Here is a 26,426-nt window from a genome sequence, read left to right on the forward strand (position 1 = left end):
ATTAACAAATCGAAATATATCGATATTTAATTATATATTTGTTTCATGGATATTGTTGAAGTTAGTAAAGTTTTATCTAATAAGATACGTGTAAATATTTTGGATTGGTTAAAAGATATGGAAGCTAACTTCCCTCCTCAAACCAATGTACCCGATTTTAATAATGGCGTTTGCGTGTGTCATATTCAAGATAAAACAGGGCTTTCCCAATCTACTGTATCACATTACCTCACTATGATGCACAAAGTAGATTTAGTTACAGCGACAAGAATTGGTAAATGGACCTACTACAAACGGAATGAAGAAACTATAGGTGCTTATATCAACCTACTCAAATACAATTTATAATTTTTTTCATTTTATACATCGATAAATCTCGATATATAAATAAATTTAATCATTAAAATACAAATATTATGGAACACCATTTATTATCTGTAGGATCGGAAGCACTACGTAAAGCAGCAATGAATGATGATGCTAAAAACTACATCTTAAACAACCCTACTCTATTCCGGGTGCTCAAAAAAGCAGCCGATAGATATATTGGTGGGGAAAATCTTGTAGAAACCATTTCTAAAGTACTTATACAGAATGAAAATGATTTTAAGTGTTCCATAGAATATATGGGTGAAAATACTGATACTGTTCAAGAAGCCAGTGAAGCGACTCAAGAATTTATACGAATTGCAAAAGAGATTAAAAATAAAAAACTAGATGCTACAATTTCTCTTGATCTTTCGCATGTTGGTTTAGCCATATCAAAAGATTTGTGTTTTGAAAACTTATCCAAAATTTGCGAAGAAGCCGAAGACATTGAAGTAACTATAAGTGCAGAAGGAATAGATAGGACCGATGATGTTATTCATACCTATAAAAAAGCTACAAAACAGTTTGGTAATCTGTCGATAACGATGCAGGCTTATTTGTATAGAAGCAAAGATGATTTTAAAGAACTTTTGGCAGAAAAAGGCAGAATCAGAATTGTAAAAGGGGCTTTTGAAACTCCAAAAAATCAATCCATCCCACGAGGCAAAGAATTAGATGACATATATCTAGATTATGTAGACCAACTACTGGCCAAAAATCATCAATGTTCTATTGCCACACATCATGATGTAATACAACAAGAAGCCAAAAAGCTAATTGATCATTATAAACCAACACATGAGATGTATGAATTTGAAAGTCTCTACGGAATTCAAACGGAACAATTAACTACTCTAAAAAAAGAAGGGTATAACACCAAATTATATTTTGTTTATGGTGAAGAATGGTATTTATACTTATGTAATCGTATCGCAGAATACCCTCTTAATCTCTTCAGAGCATTATCAGATATCGTGAATTAAAAGAACCGAAGGGCCAAACAAAAATAAAATCATGGTTTTCAAATTTATCTAAAATTAAAGCAACCTTTTTAGATTTTACAGACTATTAGGGTGTAAAGAACTTATTTTAAATAAAACAAAATATCATGAAACAAACAATTTGTGTACTCCTATTAGTATCTATTACTTTATTAACATCATGCTCAAAAGACGATGATGTTATTCCTGAAGAGATAGTAGGAAATATAAAAGATGTTACTAAATGTGATTTAAATATTACTCCAGATACATTTATAGCGATCTGTTCAGATGGAACTGATGTTGCCTCCCCTAACGAAATCATAAAGTTTGCTTCGGCTTTTTATTACAGATGGGACCATTCTATTCACACAAAGTTTACCTGGACTGTAGAATCGGGAAGTATGAGAATTGTAAAAGTTGAAAATACTGTAGACGGTATTATAGCAAGATCCATAGTAACCGTACTATTTTACCCCGATTTTTCAGGAAACGGTGAACTTAAAGGAAAAGCAGAAGGTTTTGGTGCGAGCGCAGCCACTACTCGAAAAATAGAATTAGAATCTATTGAGTAATTCTTTGTTCTATTTTTTATGACAGTGAAAAACAGTTTTCTCCAGTACTTCGGATTGGCAAATATATTGGCATTAAAAATTTTATATTTGATCAAATACAAGAACTATTGAATGAAAACAAAACTTATCATTTTCATTGTACTATTATACTCTTCTAAAGGTTCATCACAAGTTAAAACCTATGTATCACTAGAAGAGGCTTTGCAAAGCCCTGAGAATGTTTACCACCTATCACTAGATAAAGGTTCTTCAATACAACAATTAGGTACTACGAATTCGCTGCCACTAAAAGATTTTCGTTTAGATATATTGCCAAAAAGAGTTCTCGAATTAATAAATCTGGAGCAGTTAGATTTGGGATATAACAAACTTTTTATTCTTCCCGATTCATTGGATCAACTTTCGAAATTAAAGAGACTTTCTATAATCTCTAACCAATTAACCAGAATTCCAAATACTATAGGGAACCTAAAAAAACTAACCTTTCTAGATATTCGACAAAATCGAATTAAACATATCCCAAAAGAAGTAGGACAGTTATCTAACTTGACACGTCTTAGCTTAAGTTTTAATGAAATAACCAGTATTCCTGAGTCTATTGGCCTACTTAAACAACTTGATTCCCTTGAATTAGCTTATAACCAACTTCAAATGCTGCCAAAATCAATAGGTGAATTATCAGAATTAAAAGGCTTATGGCTAAACGGTAATGAGCTCACTTCTATTCCAATTTCTATAGTTAAACTAAAAAAACTAAAAGTACTAGGATTAAGTAGTAATAAAATTGTAAAACTACCTGATCAGCTGAGTGACCTACAAAAACTTGAAATGTTAACACTTCAAAATAATCAACTAACTACTCTACCAGAATTTATTGGTAACCTAACTAATTTAAAAAAACTTTTACTTCAAGGAAATCCATTAAGTCTAGAAGAAAAACGTAGAATTCAAGAAGCATTACCCAACTGTAAAATTCAATTTTAAAAAGGTGTATCAACAATTATAAGGGAAAACTTTCGTTATACAAGATCTATTAAAGTTCTGAACTTCAATGAAGAGAAAGTTGCTATTTTGTATAATACTACTGATTGGTTTGACCAAAGCAAATGCACAGGTAAAATTACGTATCGAACCAGGAATTCTTTTGGGTACAGATTCTGATAACCTAGGATTACTTTTCAATATTGAACCTAAAATTAAAAGTTCAGAAAATACCATAATCGGATTACGATTTGGACTCTCTGTAAATTCTCAAAAGTTTAACTTTAATGATACAGCCAGGTTCTTCATAGATAATAAAAATGATAATGCCGTAATTTCTTTTACTCCAACATTTGACTATTACTTTACCGAAAACTTTAATCGTCCATATATTGGTCTTGGTCTAGGATATTATATTATGAGTACTATAGATGTTTCTGATCTAAGTATTACGTCTGAGATACAGCAAGGAAATATTAACAACCAACTAGGTTTTTTATTAAGAGGAGGTTTAGAATTGGGCAATACTAGATTTGGGTTGGAATATAATTTGATTCCCAGTTCGGATATTGAAATACCCAGTGATGAGATTATAGGCACAGTTAATAATAGTTACTTTGGACTGTCTATTGGCTTTACTATTGCAGGAAGAAGAAACCTGGAAGAATAACTCATATATGCCGAAAAAGAGTAACATTTTTTGTTTACACTCTACATATAGTAAATACAAAAGGTAAATTCATGAAGATCACGGCACTAATTTTATTAATCTCCATCTCACTAATAAGTTGTCATACCTCTAACACTAATGTAGACAAGGTAAACCAATATTATAACGCCTTTAATGTTTCAAACTATGACCAAATCAAGAGTCTTATTACCGATAGTATTGTCATAACCGAAGGGGACTATGTAATGCCATACTCTCATGAAACTTTTCACGAACATTTCAAATGGGACTCTGTTTTTCAACCTTCTTATAAAATAATAGACTTACTTGAGAAAAATGACAAAGTTATAGCAACTGTAGAGGTACACTCATTACGTTTTAAGTTCCTAAAGAACAACCCACTAACTTGCAAACACCAAATCTCCTTCAAATCTGGTAAACTTAACAAATTTGAAAACCTAAACTGTATAAATGCAGATTGGTCTCTTTGGGAAAAAGAAAGAGACTCTTTGGTACAATGGACTAAGATTCATCATCCAGAACTTGATGGGTTTATTAATGATTTAACCATGAACGGTGCTATAAACTATCTAAAAGCAATAGAATTGTATACACTTAGAGAACAGCAATAAAAAATCGTGATTTTACACCTCCCTTATTCATATTAAGTAACTCATAAACAATATCTTTGTATGATGATACAGTTGGAAGAAATAAACTCTCCCCCTACGTTCACTAATCAATTAGAAAACAAAATATTGTATTCTAACCATTCTAAAGATATTTCTGTATCCTACCAATCTACCTATACTATAAAATATGTCATTGATGGTTTAAAACACTACAATTACAACCAACAAGACATCAAAGTATGTAAAAATCAATATGTCATTTTAAATAAGGATAGTCAAATAACCACAGAGGCAAAAAAAGGAACAAAAGGATTATCATTTTTTTTATCTCCAGAATTAATTCAAGAAATATCACTTTTTTTTACGGGAAATAGTTCTCCTGTTGAGTTTCTTGAAGTCACTCAAAAGACTTCCGATCATAACATCAATCGTTTACTGAAATCAATGGCATATCAATATGAGCATAAACTCATACATTCTCAAAAACAATTAGATGATGCATTTATAAAGATTTCTGAGCTTATTGTGTTTCAGCAAAATCTGGTGGATCAGGGTTTTGATAAATTAAAAGTAAAACGCCACAATACAAAAAGGGAGTTGTATCAATTAATTACAGAAGCTAAATCCTATTTGCATGATAATCTTCAAGAACATATTTCTCTAAATACCATTAGCAGTGATATTGGAATTAGCAAATATTATCTCCACAGACTTTTCACAGAAATCAATGGAATTACTCCATTAGGGTATTTGACGTCTATTCGTCTCGAAAAGGCCAAAAACCTACTTCAATATTCTAACAACTCGATTCTTGATATTGCCATTTCATGCGGCTTCGATAACACTTCTTATTTTTCTAATCTGTTTAAAAAGCATATTGGTCTTTCTCCTTCTCAATTCAGAAAAGCAATTTAAAATCAGCAAGATTTTATAAATCGACTTCATAATGACATCTTATTTTTGATATAAGAATAAGATTGATGATACAAAGAATTGCTCATATTACAGATTTACATCTTGATGAAGAGTTTCCTTTCAGAAACCAAACCTCAGCAAGAAATCGATTTGATACCGTTCTAAAAGATATTGAACAGGAGCAGATTAATCATATTATTTGCACGGGAGATATTGGAGAAAATAATGGAATTGAATATTTCTTTACACAACTTAAGAAAAAGAAACTTTTGATTACACTTGGTAATCATGATCAATTTTCTGACATCTGCACTTACCATCCTCTACAAGGTAACCATAATACAAAAAAAACATATTGGAGTCATTCTACTCAATTCTTTAAATTCATGTATTTAGATTCTTCATCTGGTGCAATAGATAAGGAACAATTAGATTGGTTAAAAAAAGAAATCTCATCACCAAAACCAATACTCATTTTTGTTCACCACCCTATTATTGGGCTAAATTTGAAAGTTGATGAGATAGGAAAGCTTAAAAACCGAAGAGAAGTCACCGAAATATTAACACGTGCTACCACTAAAATCAGCATCTATTGTGGGCATTATCATATGAAAAGCTTTCAGGTTTATAAAAACATAGAACAATTTATTACTCCGGCAATCGCTTTTCAAATCAAAAAAAACATCGGCAAAATTGAAATAGACACCAATATATCGGGCTATAGAATCATTCAGATTAACGAAACTGAAGTTACCTCAAAAGTTAAATTTCTACATCATGCAAACTAAAAAACAATCCCTTCTAGAAAGTTTGGCAAATGTGACCGTGGGTTTTTTAATTACCATTATTTCATTACACATTATATTTCCGATGTTAGGAATAGAAAACCATTCAGGCAAAAACATCCTTATCACTATCTATTTAACCATATTAAGTATTTTACGAAATTATATCTTAAGACGTTATTTCAATGGAAAACAAGAATAATACGCATAAATCATCCTACTACGATTTGAAATACATGAAAAAGAATCACATAATGATGTCTGCTAAATTGCGTTTGATTTTTATTTACTAATTTAACTGCTCAATCATTCATCAATCAAGTAAACTACGATACTCGTAGGCATATCAAAAAATGAAAATCTTATCTCGAGGAGAATATTACGGAAATCAAAATTCTGAAAGTTCGTTTAATGGAGTTCTGATCTCGCAATATAGCTATACTGCAGAGCGAACAGACTGGCACTATCATGAAAATCCATATTTCATGTATGTCCTAAGCGGAGATATGAAAGACTGTAACTCCAAAGTCAAAACTCTTTGTCCGCCTGGTAGTCTTATGTTTAACAACTGGCAAGAACCTCATTTTGGGTCTAAACATTCTAATGATGCCAGTGGATTTCATTTGGAGTTTGAGAAAAACTGGCTCCAAAAAAACGGAGTCTCACTAAATTTATGGGAAGGGAGTCAGCTTATCCAAAATCCTAAACTTCACTTCCTTTTTGCTCATATCTATCATGAATTTATGGTATCTGATAGTTTTAGTAATGTTTCTGTAGAAGTATTATTACTTCAGGTTTGCGAAGCCTTAAGCGATGTAAAAGAAATGAGTGCTGCCACGCATCCAAACTGGGTAAATCATTTAAAAGAATTATTACACTATGATTCATCAACATTAAGCTTACAATACTTATCGAAAGAGTTAAATGTTCACCCTGTACATATATCACGAGCTGCTCCTAAATATCTCTCTATGAGTTTGGGAAAGTATATTCGACAACAAAAACTAAAAAAGGCACTACCGCTTTTGCTGGACTCCTCAAATTCCCTTACCAACATTACCTATGAAGCTGGATTTTCTGATCAAAGCCACTTTAACCGTGTATTTAAATCTCAGTTTAATATGAATCCGAGTCATTTTAGAAAAGTAATAAAGAAAAATATGTAATGTTAATTTGATACAATTTCTAATCATAGTCATGATTTACATTTGTCTCTCAAATCTTAATAACTATGCATAGATACATAACAATTTTAGTTTTTCTTTGTTTCTCAATCTTAACAAGTTGTGCCCAAAACCAAAGGAAAAATTACCAAGGCGAATGGATAGGTCACCTGTCAGACAAAAAAAGCTTCAACTTTGTGGTCACTATAGAAAAATTGGAACATAATCTATATCACCTCAATGTTTCTAATGCTACCACGGTAATAGACAAAAAACTAGAATCATCAAGTACAGAAAATATTCGACTCAATGTAAATCAACAACTGTTTTTCGATTTTAACTTTTCAGAAAACAAAGAAGTTCTAATTGGGTTTATCAAGACTGGAAGGTTCCTATACCGCATTAATTTACGGCACCTAGGAAACAATAAATACACTGGCAATTGGAATTCATTTATGGTTGATACTGGTTTACAATCTGACGATGTAAATCTATACGTAGAACAAAACGAACAAGATGCTATTGCCTACCTTTTTTTCGGAGATCAGCGATTTAGAGGCACCTGGACCGAGGATTTTAAACAGGAAGGAAACACTTTTATCTTTAAAGATGGGAATACAGGTTTTAATTTTCGAGCACTATTGTTAGAAAATACAATTGATCTAGAAATGTATTTGACCAATGTCTTAATCACTAAAGTAAGTTTGACACATGCTAAAGATGGTTGGGAATATTCCTCAGATTCTGTAGATCAATCTCAAAACACAGATACTCCAGCCCAATTAAATGATGGTTGGGATACAGCAAACGTAAAAGACTATGGAATTGATAAAAGCAAACTATTAGAATTAATAGAAAGCATTCGTGCGAAAAAATTGGTAAATACACATAGCGTTCTCATTACTAAGAAAAATGCCTTAGTTTTTGAAGCCTATTTTGATGGTTTTAATGTTAATATTCCTCACGATTTACGTTCTGCCTCCAAGAGTATATCTTCGGCAATGATTGGTATTGCTATAGATGATAAGATTATCGAAAGTGTAAATCAAAAACTTTATGACTTTATCCCTAAAGAGTATCAGGATACCAAGGATTCATTAAAATCTAAAATCACCATTAAAGATTTACTCACTATGAGTTCGGGCCTAGATGTAAATAATCTAGCTTCTGAAAACTATTACCAAGACCCGAGCAATCCTAATAGTTGGTTAAAAACAGTTATGGAAGCTCCCATGGTTAAAAAACCGGGAACCTACGCCGATTATGGATCAGCCAATCCATTTTTATTAGGGGTATGTTTAAATGAGCGATTAAATACCCCTCTTGAAACATATATGGACCAAAAGTTATTTGCTCCTTTAGGAATAACCAATTATATCAACCAAACCGATGATTCTCAAATCAACCCATACTTTGGTGGGGGAATGCTATTAACTCCCAGAGATTTACTCAAATTTGGACAATTATACCTTAACAATGGTCAATGGAAAGGGAAACAAATTATCTCATCAGAATGGGTAAAAGAATCATTCCAAAAACATCTGCCTCTGCAGGATACCAGGGATAAAAATGAATATGGTTATTTATGGTGGCATGACACTTATACTGTTAATGGAAAAGCTATCGAGGCTATTGAAGCTCGTGGAGCTGGTGGACAATTTATTTTTATACTTCCTGAGTTAGAGTCAGTAGTGGTTATCACCTCAGGGAATTTTAGAAATCGTAAAGGCAATCAACCTAGAGATATTTTAAAAGAATTTATCATACCTGCTATATTGAACTAGGAGATCACAATACCGCTAAAAGGCTAATGCAAATGAAATTATATTTAAAATCATTTGCATTAGTTATCTTTAAAAACAAATAAAAACCTTGGGATTTTTTATAATCTAGATATGTGTCAAGGCATCAAGGAATTATTCACAAGATAATTTGAACCAAAATGACAAAATTTTGAACCTTTTATAAAAAATGTAAACTATATTAATATATACTTTCATTTAAAAAACAAATGATACTTGATTACAAAACCATAGATCTTTTTGGCAGAATGCTCTTTGAAACGGTAACACTCAAACCACCATTTAAAAAGCCTAACCCCATGACCAATGAGGCTTGTTTTTTATATATTATCAAAGGTGAATATGATTCTATTTCAGAGATTGAAAAAATTCGTGTAAAAGCAAATGAATCTGTCCTAATGAAATGTGGTAATTACACCGCTACCATGCTTCCTCCACAATGTGAACTAACTACTCCTATTTTAAACGAGTATCAAGCTCTTGCCGTTCATTTTCACCCCGATGTACTATTAAAAATATATGAAAGTAAATTGCCCGAATTTTTGAAGAAAACACGTCCTCAAGAGTCTGGTATGACCAGATTAAAAAGTGATATTTTAATCGAAAAATATATCGATAGCATTTTATTTTATTTTGAAAACCAGAATTTGGTGACCGAAGAAATATTGATTCTAAAACTCAAAGAGATTATATTACTTCTTAATCAGACCAAAAATGCTCCGGCAATTCGATCGATACTATCTAATCTGTTCAATCCTTACTCCTACTCTTTCAGAGAGGTCATTGAAGCTCACTTTTATTCTAATATTACCGTAGAAGAGTTAGCCCAGTTAACCAATAAAAGTATTTCTACCTTTAAGAGAGATTTCAAAAAAATATATACATCTTCTCCTGCCACTTTTTTACGGGAGAAAAAACTAGAAAAATCTATAGAATTACTTAGTTCCACCAACCTTAGAGCAACAGATATCGCCTATGATTGTGGTTTTACAGATGTTTCTCATTTTTCCAAAACGTTTAAATCTAAATTTGGTATTTCTCCCACAAATTACAAAATGACCCATATCGGCAAATCATTGAACTAAGTATAAAATACAATCCTTCTCGTTGTTTTCATCTTTGCATCAGTAACAGTAAAATAGATGAAAATGAAAACAATATTAATTACAGGATCTAGCAATGGATTTGGTTATCTAACCGCATTAACCCTAGCTAGAAAAGGGTATAATGTTTGGGCCACAATGCGAGACTCAAACGGTAAAAACAAATCAAAAAAAGAGGAACTCGAAGCTATCGCAATAGAAGAAAATATTGCAATTACCGTTGCTGAGTTAGATGTAACCAGTGATACCTCTACAAACACATTGTTAGACAGAATTCGCAAAGAGGCAAACGGACTTGATGTTTTAATCAACAACGCTGGAGTCATGTATGTAGGTATTACCGAGGCATATAGTTTGGAACAAGTTAAAGAGCAGTTTGACACTAATTTCTTCGGGATCGTAAGAACATCTAAAGCCTTCCTTCCTTTATTAAAAAAATCATCAGACGGGTTAATACTAAATATCTCATCGTTGGCAGGAAGGTTGGTTTTCCCGTATTTCGGAATTTATTGCGCAAGTAAATTTGCACTAGAAGCATATTCTGAAGCGCTTAAATATGAATTAAAACCATTAGGAATAGATGTCTCAGTAATTGAACCAGGCCCATACCCTTCAGGATTATTACATAGCGGACCAAAAGAAGATGATACAGATATTTTGAACAGTTATGGTGAGATGAGCAGTGTTCCTGCTACTATGATTCAAAACTTCGGAGATTTTTATAAGAGTGATGCTTCTCCAGATCCACAGGAGATTCCAGATGCAATTTTAAATCTTATTGAAATCGAAAGAGGAAACAGACCCTTAAGGCAAGCTGTAGGTATAGATTATAATACAAACGATTTAAACCATAAAATCGCACCTATTCAAGAAAGTCTGATCAAAGACTCATTACAAATGGCTCATCTAATTTAAACAGGAAAAAAATGAAAATAATATTGAAAACTGTTGCCTTAGCATATATATGTATGGTAGTTGCTTCTTGCACTACCTCCCGGGCACAACAACCAAAAACGGCAGATAAAATTTCAGAAAAAACAAAAAAAATGAAAACAGTAAATAAAGAAATAGTAAACGTTGCATTGGTATACCTTAAAGAAGGAGAAACAGAACGCTTTGAAGAATATAAAAGAAAAGGAGGCGCCATTCTCGAAAAATATGGAGGTAAAATAGAACGAATTATTAAACCAACTATGTTGGCAAAAGGAGATATCGAACTACCAGATGAGATTCATTTTGCGAGTTATCCAAGTATAGAAGTATTTAAAAAATTTAATGAAGATCCAGAGTTTATAAAAATACGAGAGCAATATGCCATGCCAGCTATAAAAAGTATTTCCATTTTCCCAAGTAAGAACACAGATTTTGAATTCAAAAAAGAAGAAGGTGATCTAAATAAAACTTTTGGAGTAGCCCTTGTATACATCAAAGAAGGTAAAAAGTATCAAGATCAGTTCAACAATTACCATGATAAAGCTTGTGAAATTATTCCGGAATTTGGAGCACATTTTGAACGTTTCATAGCGCCATTCGATTCAAAAGGAACAGTAGAAAAGCCTACAGAAATTCATCGTTTCTACTTTGATTCGCCAGAGGGCATGCAACAAATGGGGACAGATGAAAGAATGCAAAAATTGTTCCCGCAAAGAGATGAATCTCTTAGTGATCTAATATTTTTTATAGGAAAGCGTGTACTGTAATGTTTAAGCAATAAGAGTAAAGCGGTTTGGTATATAACCCAAACCGCTTTAAATGATTTTAATTGTTAAAAATACTCCCCAAGAATACTATAACAACCTGTTAAAAGTCTTAAATTATTTAAAAATGACCTAAATACGACATTTTTATACGCTGATAACCTCTATTTTTATGGAATGAGTTTTAACATCCCAAATCCATTTCAACCAGAGCAAACCGATGCTATTCTAAAGTTTGACAATCAAAACTTTATACAATTTCACAAAAAGGAAGAATGCTCCAAACGCCCTATAGAATTAGAACAACATGTAATCACTATAATTCTAAAAGGGAAAAAAGTACTGATCTCGACAGAACAGGAGATCACTGCAGAAAAAAATGAATTGCTTTTTGTGCAAAAGGGAACGTATTTAACTTCAGAGAAAATACTGGAAGATGGAGCATTTTCTTCTCTTCTATTTTTTATTCATGAAGATTTCCTGAATAGCTTTAAGAAAAAATACCATAATTACCTGACAAAAGTAATCAACACTCCCGTCTCAAAAATATTTAAAGCAGAGCGATCCGAAAATTTGGATATTTATATCAAATCTCTTCTACCTTATTTTGATCATCCTCAAAAGACAGCACGACCTCTTTTACAAATAAAACTAGAAGAATTACTACTCAGTCTTTTATTGTCGGACACCAAAAATCAACTTCAAAACTATTTACTATCACTAGATAAGGTTGTTAACACATCTTTTAAAGAATCCATCGAGAATAGCATATTCAAAAACCTCACCATAGAAGAAAGAGCTTTTTTATCCAATCAAAGTGTATCAAGTTTTAAGCGAAAATTCAAAGAAGTCTTTCAGGATTCACCCGCACATTGGTTGAGGGAACAAAGACTAAAAAGAGCAAAGGTTTTGATTAATGCCACTGACAAAAGCATTGCTGATATTTCTTACGAAGTTGGTTTTGAAAGCCCTTCTCATTTTATACATATTTTTAAAAAGAAATATGGAGTCACTCCAAAAAAACTGTTGACCAAATAAGCTATTTTTTGAACTAAACGAGCTATCATAGAGGGCACTTCTCACCTCATCTTTGCAACATAAATTTTAAAAAAAAGATTATGAATGTTGTAAAATTAGTATCTCTTTGTTTCGGCATACTCATATTTGGATGTGACAAAGATGACGAAAGACCTAGAATTTCTATCCCAGACCAGATTTCTATAGAAGAAAACGGTTTATATCCAGAAGGTGTTGCTTTTGATGCTGAAGAAAATGTGTTTTATGTAAGTTCCATAGCCAAAGGAAAAATAAGCAAGGTAACCCTCGAGGGAAATATCGAAACTTTTGCTGACAGCCCTAACTTGGTTACTACATTGGGGATGGAAATTGACAAAGCAAACAATCGGTTATTAGTATGTGTTACCGATCCGGGATTTAATCAGGCTAGAAGTGATTCTACCACTTTGGCTCAGCTAGCAGCGATTGCCATCTATGATTTATCTAGCGGGAATCAAACAGATTTTATTCAATTAACCAATGGTACTCCACATCTTGCTAATGATGTTGTCTTGGATAAAGCAGGAAATATTTATGTCAGCGATAGTTTCTCGCCAAGTATACATAAAATAGATACCAATGGAAACGTAACCGCCTTAATTACGGATGCTGCATTTCAACCTCAACCCATGAATTTTGGTTTGAATGGATTAACATATCACAATGATGATTTTTTAATCGTATCTAAATATGATGAAGGAAAGTTGTTTAAAATACCTCTATCTAATCCCAATAATTTTTCTGAAATAACCATTACCAATGGAAATATTCCTGCGATCGATGGTATTCTACTTACCGATAATAACACGCTTGCAGTTTCCAGTAACAATCTTACAGGTACTGCCCCAATTACAGAAGCTCTTTATCAGTTGATAACAACCGATAATTGGGCCACAGCCACCATAGAAAAAACCGTTCAAGCTGGCACAAATTCATTTCCTACCACATTTACTATGGTCGATGATGTATTGTTTGTTCAATACACTCGTATACAAGCATTGGTGGCTGGCAATAATCCTGCTGCAACAGATTTCCCAATTGTAAGAGTAAACTTTTAATCATTCAAAACAATAACAATATGAATAGCGAAAAAATCATTATGATCGTTAGTGCTCAAATTAATCCAAACCAAAAAGAAGCATTAGATGGCTACCTTGAAGCTGCTGGGCCTATGTTTAAAGCTGCAGGAGGCACCCCCATTAACAAATACAAAATTGAAGATCAATTAGTAGGTAGTCACCCCACAAGTCTAGTCTCAATTATGGAGTTTCCAAGTAAAGAAAGTTTACTGAAAGTTTTTGAAAGTGAAGATTATAAATTCATCTTACCGTTAAGAGATAAAGCATTTTTAAATTTAGATGTGTACATCAGCTCCCTTTAAGCTTAATAGAAACGTTCAATTATAAACAAGCGATGATAGGAACATGTAGTTTTTATCATCGCTTTTTGGTATTTCATCTCCACCAATCCAAGTTTTTTAAAAAATTTCCAGATAAAAAATTCACAGTTTCCATTTGTGACGGTCTAATCAAATGTAACCGAAACAAATCGATTACTTAAACTCTAAAAATTATGCAAAAGACAGCACTAGTATTTATTGCATTGTTATTGGGAATCATCTCTAGCGGAAATGCACAGGTAAAGCAAAAAGAAAATCATTTAAAAACAAGTAAAAACATGGAAAACAATTTTAATGAAGAACAAAAAAAAGTATTTGGTACTATTCAACAAATGGTAGCTGCCTTTGAGAAAAAAGATATTGATGGTGTACTGGAAACCTATGAAGACAATGCCATAGTAATGTTTGAACCTCAACAACCTGTTCAAGGTAAAGAGAACTTAAGAACATTGTTTACGCAATTTGTTTCGATGAATCCAAAATATACATTTGGTGAACACGAAGTCTATATTGCAGAGAACATCGCCACCCATATTGCTCCGTGGCATATGGTTGGTAGTATGCCCGACGGAACTAAAATCGAACAAAATGGATTATCAGTAGCCACCCTAAGAAAACAGCCTAATGGGGAATGGCTAATGATACAAGATAATCCTCACGGACAATTTTCAATAAACAAATAATACTAAGAAAAAAAGGGTTAAATTTAAATTTAACCCTTTTCTAATATATGAATCATGACAGAAAAAGAGCTAATAGCATCCTGTATTGCAGGCAACAAAAAGAGTTTTGAAGAACTCATTTCTACTATACAACCACTGATATTCAATATATCTCTAAGGTTTTTATGGACTCGAGAGGATGCAGAAGATGCAACTCAAGAAATCTTAATAAAAATTATTACCAACCTTACTAAGTTTAACAATAGAAGTAAATTAAGCACTTGGGCATATAGAGTAGCAACGAATTATTTAATAAATTTAAAACAAACTGCTATCGAGAAATCTTCTTTATCATTTGATTCCTTTTCAAAGGAACTACAGTCCATTAAAGAACCTGTTAACTATGATTTGCCTGATAAAGACTTGTTGGAAAAAGAAATGAAAACAGGATGTACCCTGGCAATGCTACAATGCTTAAACAGAGATTTACGTATGGCATTTATACTGGGCAGTATTCTAAAATTAAAAAGTAATGTAGCCTGCGAAATCGTGAATACTACCCCAGAAAATTTCAGAAAAAGACTTGAGAAATCGAGAAAACTAATAGGCTCTTTTTTATCCGCAAACTGTGGTGTTTATAACCCCAAAAACCGTTGCAGATGTAATAAAAGAATACCCCCTGCACTTGCTATAGGTCGAATAAACAGAAAAAACTTGAGTTTTGCAGCCCCATTAGAGGCTTATAACGAAGAAATGGAAGAATTAAATTCAATATCAGGTATTTATAAAAACCATGGAAACTTTAAAAGTAAATCTGATTTTCTAAAACAAATAAACAAGACAATCGCTACAAAAAAAATTTTTAATGCTAATGAATGATTAATTGGACAAATACCACCTTGCCTTGTATTAATTTTCCAAATCAGAAAAGCTCATTTAACTGAATTTAAACAGTATTATTTACTACATTTATGACTTAAACCAATGTAGCTAATTAATATATTTATCCCTGATTTTAAGGTACAGACTATAGATGGAAAAACCATTACCAATAAAATGTTACAGGGTAAAATGAGTATTATTAATTTTTGGTTTACAACATGCCCTCCATGTGTTGCAGAGATTCCCGGTTTTAATGAAATTGTCGCAAAATACGGTACCGATAAGGTGAATTTTATCTCTATAGGAAAAAACTCAAAAACTGAAATTGAACAATTTTTGGAAAAACACCCATGGGATTTTTTACACATTTCAAACGAAGAAGGTATTGTACAAAACATTTTCAAGATTCAATTGGGTTACCCCACAACTTATATCATAAATAAGGAAGGTGTAATTATTAAATCTTTTAGTGGAGGAGCTATAGGAGAAGAAGCCACAGCAATGATCAAAGAAAAAGTGATTCCATTACTAGAGAAAGAAATATAAAACTTCAGGCTAAAGTTTTTCCAACCTTAAAACTCAAGTTTAGATTTACTTATAAAACCAGAGCCTTAGTCAATGGTAACATATTACTTTTTTTTCAGTCTTATATATGGAAAAAGAATCAACACTAAGTAAAAGAACCAATGAAATTCTCTAGTATCATATTTGCCCTCATAGCTTTACCAATCATTAGTTGCAACAAACAAATAGAACAAAACAATAACCCCGCTCAAGAATGGAAGTTGATATACCGGACTGATAATAAAGGGAAATCAATTTTTGGAAATAAAGACGAACTACTAGCGATTGCAAGAAAAGGAAACCCTATACGTGTAGGTTGGGCGTCACGAAGAAAAAATGATACGACCAAAAGTGTAGAACATATGGTAAACGGTGGTTTCTTAACCATAGCAAATGGGAAAGAATTATTTGTACAAATCGATCCTTTTTTCGCTCAAAGGCCAGATCTGACAAGTGATACACTAAGTATGAATTTATTACCCACAAAATTGCATTGGATCTTGGGAACAAATGGTACAATTAGTAGTGTAAACATTAATTTTGCAAAGGATACTACAATCGCGCAACCTCCTAAACCCTTCAGACACGGACTAAGTTGGTACGCAAAAGTCTCTACAGATTTACCTGCAAATGAACCTCTCTGGCAAACTCCAACAAATGAATAAAAACAACTATGATTTCATTTGGAAAAGCTAAATTATCTGACTCTTTAAGAATATCTATTTTACTAAAAACGGTATATATTCAAACGTATGCTGTCGATGGCATAACTTTTGAATTTTCAAACTTTATAACCAAAAGATTTTCTACAGAGCATGTAGAAAATATAATTAAAGAAAATCCTAATAGGCTTATAGTTGCCTATCATAATGAAAACCCCATTGGAGTCGCAGAAATAATCTATGACAGCAATTGCCCAATAAGAAAAATAACTATTCCTGAGTTAAGTAAATTATATGTTTTACAAAGGTTTTATGGGAAAGGTATTGGATCTAGATTATTAACTGAAGTAGAAAAAAAAGTCAAATCCCAAGCTTATAAAGAATTTTATCTAGAGGTCTATGTTAAAAACCTAAGAGCAATAGCTTTTTATGAAAAACATGGATTTACTTCGATTGGTAATGTAGATTTTCCTATGGAATTTAATACCTACGAAAATTTTGTTATGAATAAAACCTTCAAATAAAAGATTAGCTACAATCTTTACAAGTACCTGATATCACACAGTTTACAGTTTCAACTTTATAATGATCAGATAAAGAAAAATTAACTGGAATTGGCAAGCACTCAATCGTATCACAGCTAGTACAACGAAAATGAAAATGATGCTTTGGTTGTTCTTCCTTTTCACATTTCATACATAATGCAAAATACTGTTTACCGTCATCTGCTACAATTCTATGTAAAATACCATCTTCACAATAGCTATTTAATACCCTATATATGGTTGCTCTATTAATGCCTATTCCTACTTTTTTTTGAATAGCACCTTGACTCATAGCCTTACCGGCTTCACTTAAAACAGACAGCACAGCCTTTTTTGTTATTGTATTTCTTCTTTTCACTGTTGGAAATTATAACGCAACTAAGTTGCAATAATACAAAATATTTTTATTTTTGCAACTCATTATCGCAACAATGTCGCATTTAAAATTAATACATAGAAGAGATGCTATAAAGCAAGGAAGCATTGCTACCCTTTCGCTTTTTTTGCCTATACCCTATTCTAACAAAACAAAACATGATAACATGAATATAAATACAAATTTCGAAGTAATAATAATTGGAGGTAGTTATGCTGGATTATCGGCAGCGATGGCACTTGGTCGTTCTTTACGCCGAGTATTAATAATAGATAGCAATTTACCCTGTAACAGACAAACACCGCATTCACATAACTTTATAACTCAAGATGGTAAAACGCCAAGTGAAATTTCACAAAACGCTAAATCCCAAGTTTTGGCTTATAGAACTGTAGAATTTAAACAAGATTTAGTAATAGAAGGTACAAAAAATGATAACCTCTTCATGGTGAATACTAAATCTGGTAAGAAGTACACAGCTAAGAAATTAATTTTCGCCACAGGAATCAAAGATATCATGCCAAATATAAAGGGATTTTCCGATTGCTGGGGAATCACTGTAGTGCACTGTCCTTATTGTCACGGTTATGAAATTAGAAATAAAAAAACAGGAATTATTGCGAATGGAGAAAGGGCTTTTCATTTAGCACCTATGATTAAAAATTTAACCAGTGATGTTACTATCTTAACTTCTGGGAAAGTAGATTTTGACAATGATCAATTAGCAAAACTTAAGGAAAATAATGTAAGAATCATTGACAAAGAAATTGTAGAAATAGAACACTCAAATGGGTACATTAAAAATGTTATTTTTAGAGACGCTACCAAAGAAAATTTTGAAGCTACCTACGCTGCAATTCCTTTTGAACAACATTCTCATATTCCTGAAGCTCTTGGATGCAATTTTACAGAACAAGGTTATATAGAAGTAGATATGATGCATAAAACAAATATAGAGGGGGTATTTGCTTGTGGCGACAATACTTCAAGATTACGTTCGGTATCTAATGCAGTTGCTGCAGGTAATGTAACAGGAGCCGTTGTTAATATGGAACTCGCAAAAGAGCAATTTTAATACTTGGTAAGGTTAGTTTTTATAAACTTGATACTACAGCGTCCACTATCTTACGATTGTAGTTATTTATTTTCTGGTGGGAGGGCATCCAGCCCAATAAAAATCGCATAAAATCAGCATAGGCAATAGGATATAATGCCCTCCACTCCTGCTCCAATTCTTTATACTCCAAATCTGGAACAGAGCATGAATTTTTTAATTGAAGGAAATACCAATCTAAAAGTTCTTCTTCATAAATCTCACATTCTTCTCCAGAAAGACAACTGCCCAAAAAGTAAGCGACATCTTTTACCCCAACACCTCCACCTACATATTGAAAGTCTACAGCAGCTACTTGTTTTCCATCTTCAGAAAAACAAAAATTGGCAAGCTTTGCATCTCCATGAACTATGGTTTGATAATTACATTCATTTAATAATTGATCAATAATATGAGCTTTTGATTTAAGCTCAGAATCTTCCATTTCATTAAACTCATCAGGACGTGTATTTAAATGCCAATAGGTACCTACCTCCCATAGTCCTTTGGGCTTATGATTCAAAAAAGTAGCATGAAAATGAGCCAACCAACGTAAACAAACTTTTACTTCGTTTAAACTAAGCTGTGTTTTTCGTATGGGAAAATTCGAATTCAGATCTTCTAAAACAATCCATCTGTTATATTCTTCAGAATAGGTGCCTACTACTTTAGGAACCCTGCTATCAAGGCTACAGAAATGACTCCACTGTTCATACCAATTCGTTTCTATTTCATAAGATTTTACTTTTCTTTGATGAGAATATGAAGTATTCCAACCTCTAGGGTGTTTATCAGATTGTTGTAATGAGATAAATTTTACCACAACAGTTTCAAGTAAAGAATTATCTAAGCGATAGCGAGAAATTCGTCCGTAGCCACTCCAAAGTGATTGAATAATTTCAATTTCTTCACAATCTGCAGATTTAGTTTGTTGTAAAAGGAAGTTTTTAAAATTTAAATGCATATGAGTTAACAATCAAATTGAAAATAAAAGATATTCTTATAACTTGTTTCTATTTATCAGAATAATTCTCAATTACAAAATCTCCCCAATTGGCAATAGATTGAATTAGCGGTGTTAAAGTTTTTCCAAAATCTGTTAAGGAATATTCCACCTTTAACGGAGGTTTAGAAGTATAAACTTTCCGGCGAATTAACCCATCCTCTTCCAAAGCCTTGAGTTGTAAACTCAACGTACGCTCGGTCACTGTGGGCATTTCTTTACGCAATTCATTGTATCGAAGGGTATCATTTAATAAATGAAACAGAATTACCGTCTTCCACTTACCCCCAATGATCCCCATTGTTAAGCTTGCACAACAAGGATATTCTTTACCCTTAAATTTTAACATTTTAGGTGTTGACTCTTTCATTTTTTAAACTATCGTTTTTGACCGTTATTGCAAAGATAATACACTGTAATTAATTTTGTCTTTATGCTACTCTATACTATTTAACTAAAATCGTATAACCAAATACCTAAGACATGGTTTATAAAATAATTTTAACAACATTTATATGTTTCATATTCATCACCTCTTGTAATACGACTACAGAGAAAAAGGGAGAAAATACGAGTCCTGAGAATACCGAAAACCCTACAAACAGAGTGATATTAAGTTCTGAAATCGTATGGAAAAAACTAAATCCAGCTCGAGGAGATCAAAGTCCCTTAGCTGGAACTATCTGGGGAGATCGTAAAAACGAAGTGCCAACGGGGTTCCTGGCTAAATTTGTTGATGGTTTTTCCTCTCCTCCCCATATACATAACGTTACTTACAGAGCTGTTGTAATAAAAGGTACTATACACAATGACGATCCTGAAGCCGAAAATATGTGGATGAAACCAGGAAGTTTCTGGACACAACCACAAGGAGAAGCACATATTACCGCTGCCAAAGGAACTGAAAATATAGCCCTAGTAGAGATAGATAAAGGACCGTATCTGGTAAAACCAATAGAAGAGGCATTTGACAATGGAGAAAGGCCTATAAACATAGATGTTTCAAACATTGTATGGTTAGATCATAATCAAACCAATTGGGTAGCTCCCAATAGTAAAGCAAAAATTAGTTTTCTTTGGGAAAACCCATCTACCAAAGCCATAAATAAAGGGCTTTTTGTAAAATTACCTAAAGGGTTTAAAGGACAATTACTGAGTAACGGTGATGTTTTGCATGCAGTAATAATTCTTGGGCAATTGAGCTATACAATGCCTGATACTAAGGAAATCAAAAACCTAGACTCTGGAAGTTATTTTGGAGCAAGCAGTAAAACCTATCACGACTTAGCAAACAAAAACACAGAAGAGATTATATTGTACCTAAGAACGAATGGAAACATCTATATTAAAGAGCGTTAAAAGTCTTATACCTGTATTAATTTTATTAAACTTATAAAGTTTTTTACCGATCGTTTGGTAATTAAAATATTTTGTGTACATTTGTACTATGAGACCACAAAAAGTATTAGATGAAGATATTTTATTAGGCTTGACCAAGGTGTTTCGCTCAAAAGGTTATGAAGGCGCTAGTCTAAAAGAATTGGCAGATGCTACCGGACTTAAAAAAGCCAGTTTGTACCATAGATTCCCTAATGGAAAGCAAGAAATGGCAGAAGCTGTTTTTAATCATATCGATGTATGGGTTAAGGAGAATGTCTTTCATGCCTTATTAAACAAGGATCTATCCCCAGAAGTAAGATTAAAACAAGGATTATCTCATATCTCAACGTTATATGAGGGAGGGAAAGAAACTTGTATTTTTAGAGCATTATCTATGCAGGCAAGTTTAGAATTATTTGGAGAACAAATAGAAAGTGGTATGAACGAATGGATACTTACATTTACCAAAATTGGTATAGCATTAGGTATCTCTCCCAAAGATTCCACCCAAAAAGCATTACAAACCCTAATAGATATACAAGGAAGTTTAATTGTAGCTCGAGGTTTAAATGATATTGCGATTTTTGAAAACACCCTACACAACATCGAAAACAGCTATCTGAAAAATTAAAAAATTTAAATTAATATTTTACCGAATGTTCGGTAACAAAATAAAACTATGGAACAAAAACATCCCTTACCTCCTTTTACAAAGGAGACAGCAGTACAAAAAGTTCAAATGGCCGAAGATGCCTGGAACAGCAAAGACCCTATAAAGGTTTCCAAAGCGTACTCCCTTCAAACAGAATGGCGCAATAGAGATCAGTTTATCAATGGTAGAAAAGAAGTACAAGATTTTCTTTCTGATAAATGGAAAAAAGAATTGGACTATAAGTTAAAAAAAGAGCTATGGGCATTTCAAGAAAACCGAATAGCTGTGCGCTTTGAATATGAATACAGAGACAAAAACGGACAATGGTTTCGTGCTTATGGTAACGAAAACTGGGAATTCGATGAGGACGGCTACATGCAAAAACGCTATGCCAGTATAAATGATTTAAAAATAAACGAATCTGACAGAAAATTATAAAACATCATATCATGAAAAATTTAAAATTAATTTATTTGTTTGTTCTGGCTCTGGTCCTGGTATATGGATGCCAGGATACCATTGCCAGTAATACAGAAGAAAAATTAGCTAGTAAAGAAATAGTACAAAAAGCTAATCCTGTAAAATATAAGGCTCTTGAAGTAAATGGAGTAAATATTGCTTATCGTGAAGCAGGAAATACAAATAACCCCACAATAGTATTATTACACGGGTTTCCTGCATCATCTCATCAGTATAGAAAAGTGCTTTCTCAATTATCTGATCAATTTCATCTCATTGCTCCCGATTACCCAGGCTTTGGGAATAGTGACTTCCCTCCTGCCTCAGCCTATGAATATACTTTTGATAATATCGCCAATACTATTAACAGTTTTCTTGAGCTAAAAGGAATTAGTTCATACGCCCTTATGATTCAAGATTATGGGGCGCCAATAGGCTTTAGAATTGCTACTGCACACCCAGAACGTGTTACAGCTATTATCAATCAAAACGGAAATGCGTATGAAGAAGGTCTTGGTGATGCCTGGAAACCTATTAGAGCGCTCTGGGCAAATAGAACTGAAAGCATTGAAAAAGAATTATTACCTGTATTCTCTTTAGAGGGCCTCAAATGGCAATATACCCATGGGACGAAAGATCCTGAACTTGTAAATCCAGATAATTGGAATTTGGACTTTCTTAGACTATCTCGACCAAATGCCCACGCCGTTAACATTGATCTGTTTTATGACTACAGAAATAATGTGAAGTTATATCCAAAGTGGCAACAATATTTAAGGGATCACCAACCTCCATTGCTTATTGTTTGGGGGAAAAATGATGCTTTCTTCCCCGAAAGTGGTGCGCAAGCGTTTAAAAAAGATGTAAAAAACATCGATTATAATATTTATGATACGGGGCATTTTGCACTCGAAGAATATGGTGATCAAATTATTGAAAAAATAAGAGTGTTCATGAAAACTATTTCTCAATAAAAACACAATGTTAAACTGCTTAGAAAAGCACTAGTAAATAGACTAGTGCTTTTTTTTATTTTAGTACCTTTAACTTAAAGAGTGCATATTATTAAATGGGATTTCCTTGCTCAATGAAAACAATTATTTTACCCGATGAATTAGACTTAAATACTTCTTTTTCTATTGAAGTTTATGATTACCAAAGCACAACTGAAATTTCAAAACAGCAAATCATACTTAATAAAAACACCTTTAGTTTTCTCCAGGAAGGAACAAAAGAAGTGTTTTTTGATAATTCTTCATACGCAATTGATAATAGCCAATTCTTATTAATGAAATCTGGTCATTGTTTAATGACTGAAAAGCTATCAAGTCAAGCAAAATATTACAAGAGTATCTTATTCTTCTTTCCCAATGAGGCGGTATTAGAATTTATACGAAAATTTGATCTGAAAACCCCGAGCAAAAATAAATTCTATTCTACCTATTCTTATCATTATGATACATTTATACAACAATTCGTAAAAAGTATTTTAGACATAGCTAAGCTTTCTAAATCAACTCAAAAACACTTATTAAAGACAAAATTTGAAGAAATCATGCTTTATCTTATAGAATTTAAAGGGGTTGATTTTCTATTTTCACTTATTGCAAATACCAATGACCAAAGCCAGAAATTTATTCAAACTATTGAAAGCAATCGATTAAATAAATTGACCATCAAAGAACTTTCTTTTTTATCAAATATGAGTGTTTCAACTTTTAAAAGAGAGTTTGAAAAACATTTCAAGAGCTCACCAAGTAAATGGTTTCAAGATAAAAGATTAGAACACTCTGCTTATCTGCTGAAAAATAAATCTAAAAGACCATCAGATATTTTTGAAGAAGTTGGATATGAAAATTTATCTAACTTCATTCAAGCTTTTAAAACTAAATTTGGGATGACTCCAAAACAGTATCAATCAAAATGAACGTTTAGCAATACTTTTTGAGCTAAACTAAACACAATGACATACACTACCACCCATACATTTGTACTATAATTTTAATACAAATGTCATGAGAAATTTAATTTTGATTTTAGTTACAATAGTTACCTTTTCTTCTCCCCTATTTGCCCAAGGTACTTTTACTTTATTGAGTTCTGACTTAGGTGGAGAAGCTACCAACAAAGAAGAATTTAATGGTTTTGGCTGTACAGGAGAAAACTTATCTCCTCAATTATCCTGGAAAAATGCTCCTGAAGGGACTAAAAGCTTTGCGGTCACTATGTACGACCCAGATGCTCCAACAGGTAGTGGATGGTGGCATTGGGTAGTTTTTGATATTCCATCGAATATTAATGAATTGGTATCGGGTGCAGGAAATACAAAACTTAACTTAGCTCCCCAAGGTGCCATACAAAGTATTACCGACTATGGCGCAAATGGATATGGTGGTCCTTGCCCCCCTGAAAGTCATGGATTACATCAGTACATCATTACGGTTTATGCATTAAAAACAGATAAATTAGGATTAAATGAAAACACTAATCCTGCTGTGGTAGGATACTATTTATGGAACAATACAATAGCCAAAGCAAGTATTGTAACTTATTATAAAAGATAACGTAAAAATTAGTTTCTAACTAATAAGGCAAAACCTAATGGGCTCTCTATGTTTTGGAAAATCCTGTTAGGTTTTTACATCTGCTGTAGCAAAATCTACAGAAACATCTATTTCCATCTTGTCATATTTTGAAGAGTTGCATTTACCAAGGACCAAGACTCAACCGTACCTTTTCCGAAACCCTGACTTATTTTGACCAAAACATTAGGTAATAAGAGCAAAAAATATAAGTACAAGACTAAAGGTTTAACTTGCTGGCTGGGATTTTATATAAGAACTTTCATTACTTTTAGGGTGTAATTCTTTGAAGCTCTCATGAAACATCCACTTCGCGAACATATTGAAGAAATTATACCGCTTACCGATGAGGAATTTGATGTCATCTTAAGTTATTTTCAACATATAAAAAAAAGAAAACATCAATATATTGTACAAGAGGGAGAAATTGTGGATAAGGAATATTGGATTATTAAAGGCTGTTTAAAAAGTTACTTTCTCGATGAAGACGGGAAAGAGCATATCATTCAATTTGGTATGGAAAACTGGTGGATAACAGATTATGAATCTTTCGTAAAACAAATTCAATCTAAGACTTCTATTGACTGTATAGAAGATAGTGAGTTACTATACATCACCTATGAGAATAGAGAAAAATTAACTTCAGAAATGCACAAAATGGAACGATTTTGGGCAAAAAAAAGTAAAATGGGAAGAATAGCATTGCAAAACAGGGTTCTTGCACTATTAAAAAGTTCTACCAAAGAACAATATGAAATGCTTTTGGAACAATATCCCAAGCTTTTTCAACGTGTCCCTAAAAAAATGATCGCTTCCTATCTGGGAGTTTCCCGAGAGACATTAAGTCGATTAAATTCTTAAACGCAACCTACTTCGCTTTATACGATATATTGCTATAAAAGTGATATAGATCACATCAAAACTGTGATTTAGGTCCTGTGCATCTCGAACCTCATTCGAGAACTTTGCTTCATAAATAATTTAAAACAAAAATTAAGATATGAATGCATTAGAAAAAGGACAAAGCACTCATTTAGGATTTTTAATTCTTAGGTTAACCTTAGGGATGCTACTACTATTCCATGGTATTGCCAATTTAAATTCTAATTATGCTTTCATTAAAGAATTACTAGAAGGATACCATATTCCAACTTTTTTGGCATATGGAGTTTTTATGGGAGAAATAATCGCTCCTATTTTTATTATCATAGGTTTCAAAGTAAGATTAAGCAGTCTTATAATAGCTTTTAACTTTTTGGTAGCCATAATACTTGCTCACAGCTCTCAACTTTTTTCTCTTAATCAGCATGGGGGTTGGGCTATAGAACTACAAGCACTCTATTTGTTTGGCGCACTCACCCTGGTCTTCACTGGAGCTGGAGAATATGCTATATCAAAAGTCTTTAACGAAAAGAAAATGTATAACTCATAAATTATAA

Annotated in this window: 34 protein-coding genes; 31 read left to right on the top strand and 3 right to left on the bottom strand. The window is 32.7% G+C overall.

All coding sequences use genetic code 11. The features are described 5' to 3' along the window. The first annotated feature begins 45 nt into the window (after positions 1-45). The 22 genes from M0D21_RS02765 to M0D21_RS02870 all read left to right on the top strand — a co-directional run bounded on the left by M0D21_RS02765 (position 46) and on the right by M0D21_RS02870 (position 17,421). Positions 46-348: an ArsR/SmtB family transcription factor gene (locus M0D21_RS02765; RefSeq protein WP_248326474.1), complete on the top strand. Its 303-nt coding sequence runs from the start codon at positions 46-48 to the stop codon at positions 346-348. Between the two features lie 68 nt (positions 349-416). Beyond that, a complete protein-coding gene (locus M0D21_RS02770) occupies positions 417-1,352 on the top strand; it encodes a proline dehydrogenase family protein (RefSeq protein WP_248326476.1) in 936 nt (311 codons plus the stop codon). A 125-nt stretch (positions 1,353-1,477) separates the two neighbouring features. Continuing rightward, a complete protein-coding gene (locus M0D21_RS02775) occupies positions 1,478-1,924 on the top strand; it encodes a hypothetical protein (RefSeq protein ID WP_248326478.1) in 447 nt (148 codons plus the stop codon). Between the two features lie 111 nt (positions 1,925-2,035). Further along, on the top strand, positions 2,036-2,908 hold the full coding sequence (locus tag M0D21_RS02780; RefSeq protein ID WP_248326479.1) for a leucine-rich repeat domain-containing protein: 873 nt from the start codon (positions 2,036-2,038) through the stop codon (positions 2,906-2,908). Between the two features lie 67 nt (positions 2,909-2,975). After that, the gene (locus M0D21_RS02785; protein WP_248326481.1) at positions 2,976-3,575 is read left to right on the top strand and encodes a hypothetical protein; all 600 of its coding nucleotides are present in this window, start codon (positions 2,976-2,978) and stop codon (positions 3,573-3,575) included. Between the two features lie 71 nt (positions 3,576-3,646). Beyond that, complete coding sequence (locus M0D21_RS02790; RefSeq protein WP_248326483.1) at positions 3,647-4,207, top strand: nuclear transport factor 2 family protein; 561 nt, start codon at positions 3,647-3,649, stop codon at positions 4,205-4,207. A 60-nt stretch (positions 4,208-4,267) separates the two neighbouring features. Next, on the top strand, positions 4,268-5,122 hold the full coding sequence (locus M0D21_RS02795; RefSeq protein ID WP_248326485.1) for an AraC family transcriptional regulator: 855 nt from the start codon (positions 4,268-4,270) through the stop codon (positions 5,120-5,122). Positions 5,123-5,187: 65 nt separating this feature from the next. Then, the gene (locus tag M0D21_RS02800; RefSeq protein ID WP_248326487.1) at positions 5,188-5,910 is read left to right on the top strand and encodes a metallophosphoesterase family protein; all 723 of its coding nucleotides are present in this window, start codon (positions 5,188-5,190) and stop codon (positions 5,908-5,910) included. After that, on the top strand, positions 5,900-6,109 hold the full coding sequence (locus M0D21_RS02805; RefSeq protein ID WP_248326489.1) for a DUF7220 family protein: 210 nt from the start codon (positions 5,900-5,902) through the stop codon (positions 6,107-6,109). Before M0D21_RS02800 ends, M0D21_RS02805 begins: the two co-directional genes overlap by 11 nt. A 151-nt stretch (positions 6,110-6,260) precedes the next feature. Beyond that, complete coding sequence (locus M0D21_RS02810) at positions 6,261-7,073, top strand: helix-turn-helix domain-containing protein (protein ID WP_248326491.1); 813 nt, start codon at positions 6,261-6,263, stop codon at positions 7,071-7,073. Positions 7,074-7,267: 194 nt separating this feature from the next. Continuing rightward, positions 7,268-8,854 carry a serine hydrolase domain-containing protein gene (locus tag M0D21_RS02815; protein ID WP_248326500.1) on the top strand — a complete coding sequence of 529 codons (1,587 nt, stop codon included), beginning with the start codon at positions 7,268-7,270 and terminating at the stop codon, positions 8,852-8,854. 227 nt (positions 8,855-9,081) lie between these two features. After that, positions 9,082-9,957 (top strand): helix-turn-helix domain-containing protein, encoded by an 876-nt coding sequence (locus M0D21_RS02820; protein WP_248326508.1) that lies wholly within the window; start codon positions 9,082-9,084, stop codon positions 9,955-9,957. A gap of 63 nt (positions 9,958-10,020) precedes the next feature. Next, a complete protein-coding gene (locus M0D21_RS02825) occupies positions 10,021-10,890 on the top strand; it encodes an SDR family oxidoreductase (RefSeq protein ID WP_248326510.1) in 870 nt (289 codons plus the stop codon). A gap of 11 nt (positions 10,891-10,901) precedes the next feature. Next, positions 10,902-11,675, top strand: coding sequence for a DUF1330 domain-containing protein (locus M0D21_RS02830; protein WP_248326518.1), 774 nt, complete (start codon positions 10,902-10,904; stop codon positions 11,673-11,675). A gap of 174 nt (positions 11,676-11,849) precedes the next feature. Then, positions 11,850-12,710, top strand: a complete 861-nt coding sequence (locus M0D21_RS02835) for a helix-turn-helix transcriptional regulator (protein ID WP_248326520.1) — start codon at positions 11,850-11,852, stop codon at positions 12,708-12,710. Between the two features lie 80 nt (positions 12,711-12,790). Then, a complete protein-coding gene (locus M0D21_RS02840) occupies positions 12,791-13,786 on the top strand; it encodes an SMP-30/gluconolactonase/LRE family protein (protein ID WP_248326529.1) in 996 nt (331 codons plus the stop codon). 20 nt (positions 13,787-13,806) lie between these two features. Next, positions 13,807-14,109, top strand: a complete 303-nt coding sequence (locus tag M0D21_RS02845) for a DUF1330 domain-containing protein (protein WP_248326530.1) — start codon at positions 13,807-13,809, stop codon at positions 14,107-14,109. 191 nt (positions 14,110-14,300) lie between these two features. Further along, positions 14,301-14,810: a YybH family protein gene (locus M0D21_RS02850; RefSeq protein WP_248326532.1), complete on the top strand. Its 510-nt coding sequence runs from the start codon at positions 14,301-14,303 to the stop codon at positions 14,808-14,810. Between the two features lie 54 nt (positions 14,811-14,864). Next, positions 14,865-15,668: an RNA polymerase sigma factor gene (locus M0D21_RS02855; RefSeq protein WP_248326541.1), complete on the top strand. Its 804-nt coding sequence runs from the start codon at positions 14,865-14,867 to the stop codon at positions 15,666-15,668. 126 nt (positions 15,669-15,794) lie between these two features. After that, positions 15,795-16,217 carry a TlpA family protein disulfide reductase gene (locus M0D21_RS02860; protein WP_317249680.1) on the top strand — a complete coding sequence of 141 codons (423 nt, stop codon included), beginning with the start codon at positions 15,795-15,797 and terminating at the stop codon, positions 16,215-16,217. 140 nt (positions 16,218-16,357) lie between these two features. Continuing rightward, positions 16,358-16,900, top strand: a complete 543-nt coding sequence (locus tag M0D21_RS02865) for a hypothetical protein (protein ID WP_248326555.1) — start codon at positions 16,358-16,360, stop codon at positions 16,898-16,900. Between the two features lie 8 nt (positions 16,901-16,908). Further along, positions 16,909-17,421 (top strand): GNAT family N-acetyltransferase, encoded by a 513-nt coding sequence (locus M0D21_RS02870; RefSeq protein WP_248326557.1) that lies wholly within the window; start codon positions 16,909-16,911, stop codon positions 17,419-17,421. A gap of 4 nt (positions 17,422-17,425) precedes the next feature. Here M0D21_RS02870 and M0D21_RS02875 read toward each other — a convergent pair whose 3' ends face one another. After that, on the bottom strand, positions 17,426-17,800 hold the full coding sequence (locus M0D21_RS02875; RefSeq protein ID WP_248326559.1) for a Fur family transcriptional regulator: 375 nt from the start codon (positions 17,798-17,800) through the stop codon (positions 17,426-17,428). Positions 17,801-17,984: 184 nt separating this feature from the next. On the opposite strand from M0D21_RS02875, the gene M0D21_RS02880 reads away from it, so the two are divergent. After that, positions 17,985-18,893 (top strand): NAD(P)/FAD-dependent oxidoreductase, encoded by a 909-nt coding sequence (locus tag M0D21_RS02880; RefSeq protein ID WP_248326562.1) that lies wholly within the window; start codon positions 17,985-17,987, stop codon positions 18,891-18,893. A 19-nt stretch (positions 18,894-18,912) separates the two neighbouring features. On the opposite strand, the gene M0D21_RS02885 is transcribed toward M0D21_RS02880, so the two are convergent. Both M0D21_RS02885 and M0D21_RS02890 read right to left on the bottom strand, forming a co-directional pair. Further along, a complete protein-coding gene (locus tag M0D21_RS02885) occupies positions 18,913-19,875 on the bottom strand; it encodes an ecdysteroid 22-kinase family protein (protein WP_248326564.1) in 963 nt (320 codons plus the stop codon). 49 nt (positions 19,876-19,924) lie between these two features. Beyond that, the gene (locus tag M0D21_RS02890; protein ID WP_394802431.1) at positions 19,925-20,263 is read right to left on the bottom strand and encodes a winged helix-turn-helix transcriptional regulator; all 339 of its coding nucleotides are present in this window, start codon (positions 20,261-20,263) and stop codon (positions 19,925-19,927) included. A gap of 134 nt (positions 20,264-20,397) precedes the next feature. Here M0D21_RS02890 and M0D21_RS02895 point away from each other — a divergent pair, with 134 nt between their 5' ends. From M0D21_RS02895 to M0D21_RS02930, 8 genes are all read left to right on the top strand, one after another. Then, positions 20,398-21,273, top strand: a complete 876-nt coding sequence (locus M0D21_RS02895; RefSeq protein WP_248326578.1) for a DUF4437 domain-containing protein — start codon at positions 20,398-20,400, stop codon at positions 21,271-21,273. 88 nt (positions 21,274-21,361) lie between these two features. Then, positions 21,362-21,925 (top strand): TetR/AcrR family transcriptional regulator, encoded by a 564-nt coding sequence (locus M0D21_RS02900; protein WP_248326591.1) that lies wholly within the window; start codon positions 21,362-21,364, stop codon positions 21,923-21,925. 48 nt (positions 21,926-21,973) lie between these two features. Next, entirely contained in the window at positions 21,974-22,384 is a 411-nt protein-coding gene (locus M0D21_RS02905) for a nuclear transport factor 2 family protein (protein ID WP_248326594.1), read from the top strand. 11 nt (positions 22,385-22,395) lie between these two features. Beyond that, positions 22,396-23,379 (top strand): alpha/beta fold hydrolase, encoded by a 984-nt coding sequence (locus M0D21_RS02910; protein WP_248326597.1) that lies wholly within the window; start codon positions 22,396-22,398, stop codon positions 23,377-23,379. 113 nt (positions 23,380-23,492) lie between these two features. Next, positions 23,493-24,332, top strand: coding sequence for a helix-turn-helix domain-containing protein (locus tag M0D21_RS02915; RefSeq protein WP_248326610.1), 840 nt, complete (start codon positions 23,493-23,495; stop codon positions 24,330-24,332). 88 nt (positions 24,333-24,420) lie between these two features. Then, positions 24,421-24,969 carry a YbhB/YbcL family Raf kinase inhibitor-like protein gene (locus M0D21_RS02920; RefSeq protein ID WP_248326613.1) on the top strand — a complete coding sequence of 183 codons (549 nt, stop codon included), beginning with the start codon at positions 24,421-24,423 and terminating at the stop codon, positions 24,967-24,969. Between the two features lie 315 nt (positions 24,970-25,284). Continuing rightward, positions 25,285-25,848, top strand: a complete 564-nt coding sequence (locus tag M0D21_RS02925; protein ID WP_248326625.1) for a Crp/Fnr family transcriptional regulator — start codon at positions 25,285-25,287, stop codon at positions 25,846-25,848. A gap of 139 nt (positions 25,849-25,987) precedes the next feature. Next, entirely contained in the window at positions 25,988-26,419 is a 432-nt protein-coding gene (locus tag M0D21_RS02930) for a DoxX family protein (RefSeq protein ID WP_248326628.1), read from the top strand. Positions 26,420-26,426 lie beyond the last annotated feature (7 nt).

The sequence above is a fragment of the Aquimarina acroporae genome (genome assembly GCF_023195925.1).
GTDB classification, from domain to species: domain Bacteria; phylum Bacteroidota; class Bacteroidia; order Flavobacteriales; family Flavobacteriaceae; genus Aquimarina; species Aquimarina acroporae.

Bases quoted from the DNA above. Each gene is read 5' to 3' on its own strand.
- M0D21_RS02780 (WP_248326479.1), top strand. From the start codon at position 2,036: ATGAAAACAAAACTTATCATTTTCATTGTACTATTATACTCTTCTAAA.
- M0D21_RS02845 (WP_248326530.1), top strand. From the start codon at position 13,807: ATGAATAGCGAAAAAATCATTATGATCGTTAGTGCTCAAATTAATCCA.
- M0D21_RS02835 (WP_248326520.1), top strand. From the start codon at position 11,850: ATGAGTTTTAACATCCCAAATCCATTTCAACCAGAGCAAACCGATGCT.
- M0D21_RS02925 (WP_248326625.1), top strand. From the start codon at position 25,285: ATGAAACATCCACTTCGCGAACATATTGAAGAAATTATACCGCTTACC.
- M0D21_RS02785 (WP_248326481.1), top strand. From the start codon at position 2,976: ATGAAGAGAAAGTTGCTATTTTGTATAATACTACTGATTGGTTTGACC.
- M0D21_RS02890 (WP_394802431.1), bottom strand. From the start codon at position 20,263: ATGTTAAAATTTAAGGGTAAAGAATATCCTTGTTGTGCAAGCTTAACA.
- M0D21_RS02915 (WP_248326610.1), top strand. From the start codon at position 23,493: ATGAAAACAATTATTTTACCCGATGAATTAGACTTAAATACTTCTTTT.
- M0D21_RS02770 (WP_248326476.1), top strand. From the start codon at position 417: ATGGAACACCATTTATTATCTGTAGGATCGGAAGCACTACGTAAAGCA.
- M0D21_RS02930 (WP_248326628.1), top strand. From the start codon at position 25,988: ATGAATGCATTAGAAAAAGGACAAAGCACTCATTTAGGATTTTTAATT.
- M0D21_RS02865 (WP_248326555.1), top strand. From the start codon at position 16,358: ATGAAATTCTCTAGTATCATATTTGCCCTCATAGCTTTACCAATCATT.
- M0D21_RS02820 (WP_248326508.1), top strand. From the start codon at position 9,082: ATGATACTTGATTACAAAACCATAGATCTTTTTGGCAGAATGCTCTTT.
- M0D21_RS02910 (WP_248326597.1), top strand. From the start codon at position 22,396: ATGAAAAATTTAAAATTAATTTATTTGTTTGTTCTGGCTCTGGTCCTG.
- M0D21_RS02805 (WP_248326489.1), top strand. From the start codon at position 5,900: ATGCAAACTAAAAAACAATCCCTTCTAGAAAGTTTGGCAAATGTGACC.
- M0D21_RS02850 (WP_248326532.1), top strand. From the start codon at position 14,301: ATGCAAAAGACAGCACTAGTATTTATTGCATTGTTATTGGGAATCATC.
- M0D21_RS02795 (WP_248326485.1), top strand. From the start codon at position 4,268: ATGATGATACAGTTGGAAGAAATAAACTCTCCCCCTACGTTCACTAAT.
- M0D21_RS02790 (WP_248326483.1), top strand. From the start codon at position 3,647: ATGAAGATCACGGCACTAATTTTATTAATCTCCATCTCACTAATAAGT.
- M0D21_RS02800 (WP_248326487.1), top strand. From the start codon at position 5,188: ATGATACAAAGAATTGCTCATATTACAGATTTACATCTTGATGAAGAG.
- M0D21_RS02880 (WP_248326562.1), top strand. From the start codon at position 17,985: ATGAATATAAATACAAATTTCGAAGTAATAATAATTGGAGGTAGTTAT.
- M0D21_RS02855 (WP_248326541.1), top strand. From the start codon at position 14,865: ATGACAGAAAAAGAGCTAATAGCATCCTGTATTGCAGGCAACAAAAAG.
- M0D21_RS02840 (WP_248326529.1), top strand. From the start codon at position 12,791: ATGAATGTTGTAAAATTAGTATCTCTTTGTTTCGGCATACTCATATTT.
- M0D21_RS02870 (WP_248326557.1), top strand. From the start codon at position 16,909: ATGATTTCATTTGGAAAAGCTAAATTATCTGACTCTTTAAGAATATCT.
- M0D21_RS02900 (WP_248326591.1), top strand. From the start codon at position 21,362: ATGAGACCACAAAAAGTATTAGATGAAGATATTTTATTAGGCTTGACC.
- M0D21_RS02810 (WP_248326491.1), top strand. From the start codon at position 6,261: ATGAAAATCTTATCTCGAGGAGAATATTACGGAAATCAAAATTCTGAA.
- M0D21_RS02895 (WP_248326578.1), top strand. From the start codon at position 20,398: ATGGTTTATAAAATAATTTTAACAACATTTATATGTTTCATATTCATC.
- M0D21_RS02920 (WP_248326613.1), top strand. From the start codon at position 24,421: ATGAGAAATTTAATTTTGATTTTAGTTACAATAGTTACCTTTTCTTCT.
- M0D21_RS02830 (WP_248326518.1), top strand. From the start codon at position 10,902: ATGAAAATAATATTGAAAACTGTTGCCTTAGCATATATATGTATGGTA.
- M0D21_RS02765 (WP_248326474.1), top strand. From the start codon at position 46: ATGGATATTGTTGAAGTTAGTAAAGTTTTATCTAATAAGATACGTGTA.
- M0D21_RS02825 (WP_248326510.1), top strand. From the start codon at position 10,021: ATGAAAACAATATTAATTACAGGATCTAGCAATGGATTTGGTTATCTA.
- M0D21_RS02775 (WP_248326478.1), top strand. From the start codon at position 1,478: ATGAAACAAACAATTTGTGTACTCCTATTAGTATCTATTACTTTATTA.
- M0D21_RS02885 (WP_248326564.1), bottom strand. From the start codon at position 19,875: ATGCATTTAAATTTTAAAAACTTCCTTTTACAACAAACTAAATCTGCA.
- M0D21_RS02905 (WP_248326594.1), top strand. From the start codon at position 21,974: ATGGAACAAAAACATCCCTTACCTCCTTTTACAAAGGAGACAGCAGTA.